The following is an 8499-nucleotide window of genomic DNA, read 5'->3' as shown; positions in this document are numbered from 1 at the left end:
CGATGGAACGCCGTATGCTGGGAAACTAGCACGTACGGTGTGAGGCGGGGGAAAAGGCGGAGATAGAATCAAAACCTTACCTATCGTCATAATTTTAACAGTAGGTGTTGCAATAAAGTCTAAGCAATCATTTTGTGTAGTAACAGGATACGAAGGTATAACACCAAGACTACAAAACGTTGCCTATGATAAAGGATTACTTGAGGAGAACATTGTATGTTAAGCTAAACTCAAACATATTTGAGGAGGACAACAATGACTTGTACTGATTGTACTAGGAAAGAAATCAAAACTAATGTTAAAAAGGATGAATTAATTTTTACGAATGTTCCAGCGAATATCTGTACAGTATGTAATGAACTGAATTTTAATTTTCGTGATCAACTGATTATGGAGCATTACAGTAAACTAGAAAGAGTAAACCCAGGGGAAATAGATTTTGCTGATGTTGAATTAGCATACAAATCTATGACAATAGAAAACTTAATTGTGAATAGCCCCCTTCAATAAGTAGAGTGAAGAACCGTGAATTAAACATGGTTCTTTTTTTATTATAAAAAATTAGGAGGAAATTAAAATGCCAGAATTTACAGTGTCAAGAGCTTATAGTGGGTATAAAAGAATTGAGTGTGAAGATTTATTAGAAGCCGTACGTTATGTATTTAATATAGAGGGTGATCTATTTTATCGTGGTGAAGTATTGGTGTCCTGCCTTCAGTATGATCAGGATGTTAATATCAAAAATTTAGAAAAGGTAGGTATATTAATGTATTTTCCTAATAATTCAGTTGCTTTTAAATGGATTGATGAGGAAAAAAATTCACAAAAATACTATGCCAACTTTATTGATTTAAAAAGATTGGGAATGAAGGCTGGATTAGAAGTACATGTAAACGATTTTCGCAGTATAAAAAGCGAAATATTGTTTGAGGATCTGAACGAAATACGAAAGTATGCTGAAAAAGAATATCCTTATAAGGGTGAACAAATTTCAATATTGTATTTCTCTAGAGAAAATGAAATGAAAAGACTATAAATTAACTAATAAATGATGGGGGATAAAAACATGATTACATTAAATGAGATGATTGAAAAATGTGAAGAAAATCTTTGGCTTAGATCTGGAGCTTTAGAAGATGCAATAGCCGAATTAGATTATCAGTTCAATTTAATTCATTGTGATAGTATAGAACAATTCATTCAATATATGAAACAAGGAAATTGGTCAATACGCCAAGGGTTCGCACTTCAGAATCTATTATTTGTTAATCAAATTAACGCAGGTGATGAGTGGTGGACAATTAGAAAAAAGAAAGATGGAAATTTAATTGCATTTGAGAGTATAAGTTTTCAATCTATGATAGAGCGTATGGGAGAAGGTCCAGTAGCTGTATATATAAAATTCTTACTTGATGACCGTGATCCTTTTGAAGTAATGAAGGAGGCACTTTAATAATGCTATTACATGATTATCCACTTAAAACACAAGAAAAATTAATTGTATTTGATCTTTTAATGATAATGAATAAAGACAACGTCATTCAACCTGGGGATAGGGAACTTTATGAAATTTGTGGTTATGGTGGCCCAAGATATTTTAAAAAACATTTAGATAAGTTGATTCATCTAGGAATAATAAATAAAAAGGAAATTAACAAAAAAGTTATACTAACTTTTAACAAAAGGTTGGTTGCAGCCGGAGAACTAGGGCCGAAAATATTTACATAAATAATATTTAAATGATAAAGGTGATTAGCATAGTTTTATATGTTTATCACCTTTTTGTATATAAGAGAATCTTAATAAATTTATTAAAAAAAAATAGGAGAGAATATATAAAATGCATAATGTAGAACCAAAAGGTTATAAATTATTAATTCGAGGGAGTAAAGGCCTCTTTCATAAATACTTACTTATTAATGAGAAAAAAGATGTAATTGAAATGAAGAGCCAATTTTTCAACGGAGTGTGCATAGATATTGAAGAAATAGAGCTTGTTAATAACGAAAATTTATTACTTGGAGATTTAGCGGCTTACGAAGCGTACAATCTATATACAGAAGAATATAACTTAGAATTTACACTTATTTCTTTTAGTAGATTAAAAAGAGAGATATATGTAACTATGGATGGCGGCCGTTTAGGAAAAGTTCAATTTCACTTTGATATAAATGCCATTAGATATCATTCAAGTTATTTTATTAATAGTAATACTAATATTAATGACCTGGATTTAGATTTAGAAATGATTCCTTTAACAGATTTAATTGATATCTCCTATGAAATGTATTTTTCAATTAGAGGAACTAGAAAAACAAATAATCAGGTTAATGGTGATCCTTATATACATATCGATACAAGTAAGGAGATTGGATATCAAATTCAGGTAACTAGAAATGGTTTAAGAGAGCTAAGATATTTTATACCTAATGATTATAAAAGTGTATATGATGATGCAATAATTCAATTTGAAGCAGATGATTGTATAGTGAAAGAAGTAATCTCATTTACTTTACACAGTTTAAAAGTAAATGAGATGAAATTAGACATGGCATACACAATTTTGGTAGATAGAGAAGCGTATCCTTTTGATGCAATAACGTTTAAGCGATTAGAATCTGATTTAATAGACGTTGTTATGAAAGGGAATAAATTTTCAAATGAATCAAGTGGGTACTCAATTACACTGTCAAATCTTAAATCAATTAATAACATGAAAAAGCAGGTTGGAGAACTTACTTTATATGATTTAAATCAAATTTTATTTTGTTGCTATTAATAAATATTTAGGAAAAAGATATATTAATAGGCTAAAGATATGCGAAAAAATTAAAGAGAGAAATAAAGAGGTGTTTTTAGAAACCTCTTTTTTATTTTAGGAGGAAATAATTATGAAACGAATTGAATCTGTAGAAAAAATCATAGAAAGATCATTTGATGAAAAAGGTATTAATAAATTTATGGCAAAGGTAAATATAAATTCTGTAGGTAATATAGATTTTTTACCAATGGGGCAATTAATAAATAAAACATTAGGTGCAATAAAGAGAAAATATCATTCAATATTAAAAGAGTGTAAAACAATTGATGATGTACAAAAGATCCTAAATACCATACCTATGAAGAAAATTGAAAGATACATTGAAATTGAAGAGATTAGTGAACAAACATTTGTTGAATGTGATAAAGAATATATGTCTAAATTACTATATCTTGTATTGAAAATAAAAGAAGGAAAAGGTACAAGAAGTGATTATTATCCAAAAATCAAGGAGCTTTTACCCTTAATTATAAGAAAAACCATTATAAAAGAGGGAAAAGAGGAATCTAGTGAATTTTTAACTGTTGCAAAGATTAATGTTCCACCAACCGTAGAATATAACACAAAATTGGGATGTAGAAAAAATCATTATTTAATAGGCAGAAGTAAAGATAGATTCTCAATAAGATCTCTTGCTGCAGAAATGGCATCAATGTTTTTGCTAGGTGTTGTAAATGAATATACAATAAAAAACCCACAATTATATGAATTAAAAATGATAAATAAATATGTAGAAAATTATTATAGTAAAGATACAAAAATATTACTGGTGCCAAAAAATGAAACAGATGCATCTTTAGTCATTAACCAGATTAATAGATATTATAAAGAATTAATAGTTGAGGATTATCAAAAGAATGAGGATGAGCAATTAAATAATATTGTCGGTAAATTAAAATTAGAAATAGTTAACGGTAGAGTAATTAATATAAATACTAATGAAATTTTACGTTTAATGATTAAGGAATTTATATTAGAAAGTGAACAAATTCATATAAAATCAAAGAGATATCATGATAGTCTAACAGCATATGCAAAATCGTTTCAGGAAAAAAAGCATATTACTAAAGAGCATCAATATGTAATGAAAAACAATGTTTTTTTAAAGCGTTTTTCATCAGTAGAGCTAGATAATATTGTTGATTTAAAGGAAGTTCGTAAGCTGGAGGACGAATTTATTAAATTATCTAGTGAAGTCTATATACCCAATAGTGTAGAAAAGAATATTTCTTTTAAAATAAAGAGAATTAGACATCATAAAGCATCTGGGTTATTTTATCCTAAGCCTATTGGTTGTTTAATTATAGATCGCAGCGGAATTTCTAGTTTCCTACATGAGTTAGGGCATCTAATTGATTTTGAGGAAGAAAAATATCAGTTAAGTGAATCTATAGAATTTAAAGCTGTTTATGATTTGTATAGAAGAAATTTAGTAAATAAAGTAGGTAATATAAAAGATTATAAAAAAGTTAAAATTGGTGAAAAATCATTGAGTTATTATTTAGAAAAAGCAGAAGTTTTTGCGAGATCTTTTGAAGTTTATTATGGGATACTAAAGGGTGTAAATAATTCTTTATTAAAATCACAAAATGATTATGCAAATAGACAGGAATATCCGATTGAAGATGAAGAGTATATGAATATGGTTAGAAGTTATTTTGAAAAGGTTTTAAAAAACAAACCAATAAATTCTATAAAAGAAGAAGAAAATTTAAGGACAGTAAAGAATAAAAGGCTGTTACCATCTTCAGATATAATTATTACTAATGAAAGTTTTCATGGTAAGATGGTACAGTTAAGTCTTTTTGATGAAATAGCTTTATGACAAGAACATATGGAAACAAGCGTATTTATAATTACCTATGTTATAATAAGTTTATCAGTAATTTAGCTTCTTTTAATTAACATACAAAAAAACAAACCTTTTGGGTTCTTGGACGATATTTATATCAATCAAGTTCTCAAAAGGTTTTTTTTATGAGAATTTTGAGTATGTTTTATGAGAATTTTTAAAAAGGGAGAGATAGAAATGGGATTATTTGTGATTTATGGTTTAGAGCAATATACAATTGATAAGGAATTAACAAAGATTATAAATAAAGACTTAGAAAGCGATACTATTGATTTTTCGGTTAATATTTATGACTGTGATGAAACTGCAGTTCAAATTGCTATAGAGGATGCAGAGATGCTTTCTTTAATGATGGGACCTAAAAAAGTAGTTGTAAAGAATGCTATGTTTTTAACTGGACAGAAAATGAAAAAAGATGAACATGATATGGATATTTTACAAAAATATATTGATAGTCCTAATGAAGACACGGATTTAATTTTTGTGGTACCGTATGAAAAATTAGATCAGCGTAAAAAGATAGTAAAGTCATTAAAAGAAAAGGCAATAATTATTGAAGCTGCAGTTTTAAAAAGTATAGAAGCTAAGAAATGGATAAAAGAAGAATCAGAAAATCTAAATATAGAATTAAGTTCTGAAGCTATAGAACACCTATATATGATGGTTGGTTCTAATTTACAGATGTTATCAAGTGAATTACAAAAAATAGCTTTGTATGTTGGTGAAAAGCGTAAGGTGGATACAGAAGTAATACACCTCTTAGTAAAAAAGACTTTAGAACAGAACGTATTCATTATTATTGAAAAGATTGGAAAAAAACTTTATGCAGAAGCTCATTCATTTTATAAAGAGCTAATTATACAAAAAGTTGAAACTATAGCTATTGCAGCAATGATTTATAAGCAATTTTCTAGAATGCTAGAAGTTAAAGCACATTTACATAATGGTGCTGAGCAGAAACAATTAGCATCATTATTGGGAGTACAACCATATGCCGCAAAAGTTATAGCAAATCAGGCCAGAGGATTTCATGAAACTACGATTCAGCAAATACTTCATCGAATGTCACAAATGGACTATGAATTTAAAACAGGAGCAGATAAACAATTATTGTTTGAAATGTTCCTTGTTGACTTAAAGAACTTATAGAGAGAACAAGACACTATATATATTTGGGTGTCTTTTTTGTTATAAAAAATTACAAAGTTAGGAGAAGAGTTATGTTAAAAATGATTGATTTAAGTACACAAGAATTAATATTAAAAGGGGATAGTTATCAAGTTATGCAAGTACTTCAAGAGATGCTATTTCAAAAATCGCCAGAAAAACATGGATGGACACCATGTTTAGAGTTAGTAGAACAAAGCGAATTTGAGGATTTTTCTGTCTTTGTACATTCAGATTCATTTTCTGAAGAATGCTTGATCGAAGAAATTCTCGAAAGTGAGGAGAGTATTAAGAGATGGGAAAGTATTCTTGGTTGTAAAGTAAGTGGGCAAAAGGATATTAAATCTATCGTTGAAGAATACCTAGAAAAATCTATAAAGTCCTGGGAAGATGAACTGAAAATAGACATTGCTGATGACGAAGAATTCTGGCTAAGTGTCAAAAAGTATTTAAACATTGATGTTACAGAGGTAATAACAAATCGATGTACTTTTTGTGGTGAAAAGTCTGATTCTCATGATACAAAAGTGGTCTGCGGTTACATAATTTTAGACTGCTGTACAGATTGTGAGGAGGAAATTCTAAATAAATAGGAAAAATAATTTAGTAAAATAGGGGAGATTTTATTATGAAAAATAAATATGCGATTACATTAGATAAAGAAATGTTAACAATAAATGAGATTATTTCAATATTTCAGCAGCAGGAAGATACCGAGCCACTTCAGAGTTTAGATCTTAATATAGTTAATGATACCTTAAACCATATTAAAGAAAAAACAGATGCCGTTAATATAAATTATAACTATTATCAAAATGAGATAACTCAGATGAGATTTCATAGTTGTGGTTTAGAATGTGAGTTTGATTTTGAAAGAGATTACTTTGAAGGAATATACGGTGTTCCTTGTTCTTTAGAGGCTATTTTTCAAGAATGGAGCGAATTTATAATTAATCACATGGAATGCAAAACAGAAATAGTAGAGTTAGATTCTAAAGAAGATAATAAAATAAGAACAAAGGAAATTAGTGAGTTATTCAATATTCCTTATGAAAAACTAAAACAAATATTAAGCGAGTCATCCCATAAGGTAGTAGAGGTAATTCACAATATTGAATTCAAAGATAAAAAAACATTAAATCAATTACCAACACACTTAGGTATACAAATAGCGTACAAAGAGGAAAGTAAGAAACTGTTTATTTATTATGGAGAAAAACATTTTCCAGGCCTTTATCGCGGTCTGCTGTTATTAGAAATTTTTAATCTTATTGGTTATAAAGCATAAAGCTTTAACATTAAGTCCAATAGTTTTAAAAATATAATAATAATTAAAAAGAATATATGGTGAAAAATTAAAAGGAGTTGCCCATAAGCAGTTAAACTGATTTATGGGCAACTCCTTTTATATGCCCTATATAAAGGGAACATTTAAATTCTCTATAAGTAACCTTTACTATTTTCGTTTTCCAAGATAAACATTTATATGATAGCCATCTCTATAAATTGTAACTTTGCGACCATCCAATTCTATTGTTCGAGAGCTTGCAGTAGGATTTTTCATTATATTGTACAGATAATCTCCTTTTGTTGGTAGGAGGTTTTTTAGGATTTTTTTCACAGGCTCATTTAATACAGGATCTTCACTAGAAATAAACATTTTATATGCTCTATCATTGTCAGAAGAAAATTCAAAAGTCATAAGGTTATTATATGCTTTACCATCTTTATCATATCGGTAATTATATTGAGTTTTTTCAAACCCAGAATTAATCAATATATTATGAATATCTATATAATTATGCTCATCTCCATCTTTCTCAGGAATAGGCTCAGGAACAAAGTTTGGGTTTACAAAAATTGCATTATACATAAATTTTGCAAATTGCTCCCTTGTTACATTCATTTCTCCGCCATATTGATAGTTTCCAATCCCGTTTGTGACGCCATTACTATACAATGAACGAACAGAGTCTTTTGCCCAATGATTATTTGAAACATCATGGAAAAGGTCGCTTGTTTTTACAGTTAAATGAAAAGCATTTTGTAAGATAACAGCCATTTCATATCGAGTTAATGTATCATCGGGTCTAAATTTGTCAGTATTGTCTCCTTTCATGATTCCTGCTTGAACAACTGCTTTAATACTGTTTTCAAACATATGACCATGGATATCAGAGAAATTTTTGATTGCAGACCCATTATTCTCTAGTTTTAGGTATCTTGAAATAATCGCAGATACTTGTCCACGAGTTACATTATCTCCAAAACCAAATTTCCCGTTGCCATAACCACTAATTACCTTTTTATCAGCTAAGTAGTTAATAGGACTTTCAGACCAATGCCCACTTGGTACATCAGTGAAAACTGGAGTTTGTGCATGAGTATTCGTTGTACCGAATAACGTGGCAGCAATTAAGCCAGTTGCAAGTACATGTTTAAAATTCATTATGATTCCTCCTAAGTGTATAAAACAATATATAACGCTCACTTATATCAGATACATTTTAAATGATCATTATCTCATTTTTGCTATATTAATATATAATAATTATTTAAAAAACGTCAACTGTTTTCATAGTACTGGTTAAATATATTTCGTTATAAGAGGAGAGAACTCGCATTTTGTAATATTAAATACAATCATCTCTTACAATGA

Annotated in this window: 10 protein-coding genes; 9 read left to right on the top strand and 1 reads right to left on the bottom strand. The window is 28.7% G+C overall.

Annotation, left to right across the window (positions count from 1 at the left end):
- Window positions 1-255 precede the first annotated feature (255 nt).
- The 9 genes from MR169_RS24985 to MR169_RS24945 all read left to right on the top strand — a co-directional run bounded on the left by MR169_RS24985 (window position 256) and on the right by MR169_RS24945 (window position 7128).
- On the top strand, window positions 256-510 hold the full coding sequence (locus tag MR169_RS24985) for a hypothetical protein (RefSeq protein ID WP_000128515.1): 255 nt from the start codon (window positions 256-258) through the stop codon (window positions 508-510).
- A 67-nt stretch (window positions 511-577) separates the two neighbouring features.
- Complete coding sequence (locus tag MR169_RS24980) at window positions 578-1036, top strand: hypothetical protein (RefSeq protein WP_001113887.1); 459 nt, start codon at window positions 578-580, stop codon at window positions 1034-1036.
- Window positions 1037-1066: 30 nt separating this feature from the next.
- Window positions 1067-1453: a hypothetical protein gene (locus MR169_RS24975; protein ID WP_000631598.1), complete on the top strand. Its 387-nt coding sequence runs from the start codon at window positions 1067-1069 to the stop codon at window positions 1451-1453.
- A 2-nt stretch (window positions 1454-1455) separates the two neighbouring features.
- The gene (locus MR169_RS24970) at window positions 1456-1728 is read left to right on the top strand and encodes a hypothetical protein (RefSeq protein WP_000924268.1); all 273 of its coding nucleotides are present in this window, start codon (window positions 1456-1458) and stop codon (window positions 1726-1728) included.
- Window positions 1729-1840: 112 nt separating this feature from the next.
- Complete coding sequence (locus MR169_RS24965; RefSeq protein WP_000552035.1) at window positions 1841-2779, top strand: hypothetical protein; 939 nt, start codon at window positions 1841-1843, stop codon at window positions 2777-2779.
- Window positions 2780-2891: 112 nt separating this feature from the next.
- Complete coding sequence (locus tag MR169_RS24960) at window positions 2892-4646, top strand: hypothetical protein (RefSeq protein WP_242320216.1); 1755 nt, start codon at window positions 2892-2894, stop codon at window positions 4644-4646.
- Window positions 4647-4850: 204 nt separating this feature from the next.
- Window positions 4851-5822, top strand: coding sequence for a DNA polymerase III subunit delta (holA, locus tag MR169_RS24955; RefSeq protein ID WP_242320215.1), 972 nt, complete (start codon window positions 4851-4853; stop codon window positions 5820-5822).
- 71 nt (window positions 5823-5893) lie between these two features.
- A complete protein-coding gene (locus MR169_RS24950) occupies window positions 5894-6433 on the top strand; it encodes a hypothetical protein (protein WP_000916448.1) in 540 nt (179 codons plus the stop codon).
- A 35-nt stretch (window positions 6434-6468) separates the two neighbouring features.
- Window positions 6469-7128, top strand: a complete 660-nt coding sequence (locus MR169_RS24945; RefSeq protein ID WP_242320214.1) for a hypothetical protein — start codon at window positions 6469-6471, stop codon at window positions 7126-7128.
- 168 nt (window positions 7129-7296) lie between these two features.
- On the opposite strand, the gene MR169_RS24940 is transcribed toward MR169_RS24945, so the two are convergent.
- Window positions 7297-8289 carry an S-layer homology domain-containing protein gene (locus MR169_RS24940; RefSeq protein ID WP_001009570.1) on the bottom strand — a complete coding sequence of 331 codons (993 nt, stop codon included), beginning with the start codon at window positions 8287-8289 and terminating at the stop codon, window positions 7297-7299.
- Window positions 8290-8499: the final 210 nt, after the last annotated feature.

Source organism: Bacillus cereus group sp. BfR-BA-01349 (assembly GCF_022663795.1).
In the GTDB taxonomy this organism is placed as follows: domain Bacteria; phylum Bacillota; class Bacilli; order Bacillales; family Bacillaceae_G; genus Bacillus_A; species Bacillus_A cereus.
The sequence above is the reverse complement of the archived record's forward strand: the minus strand, read 5'-3'. Positions and strand labels throughout refer to the sequence as shown.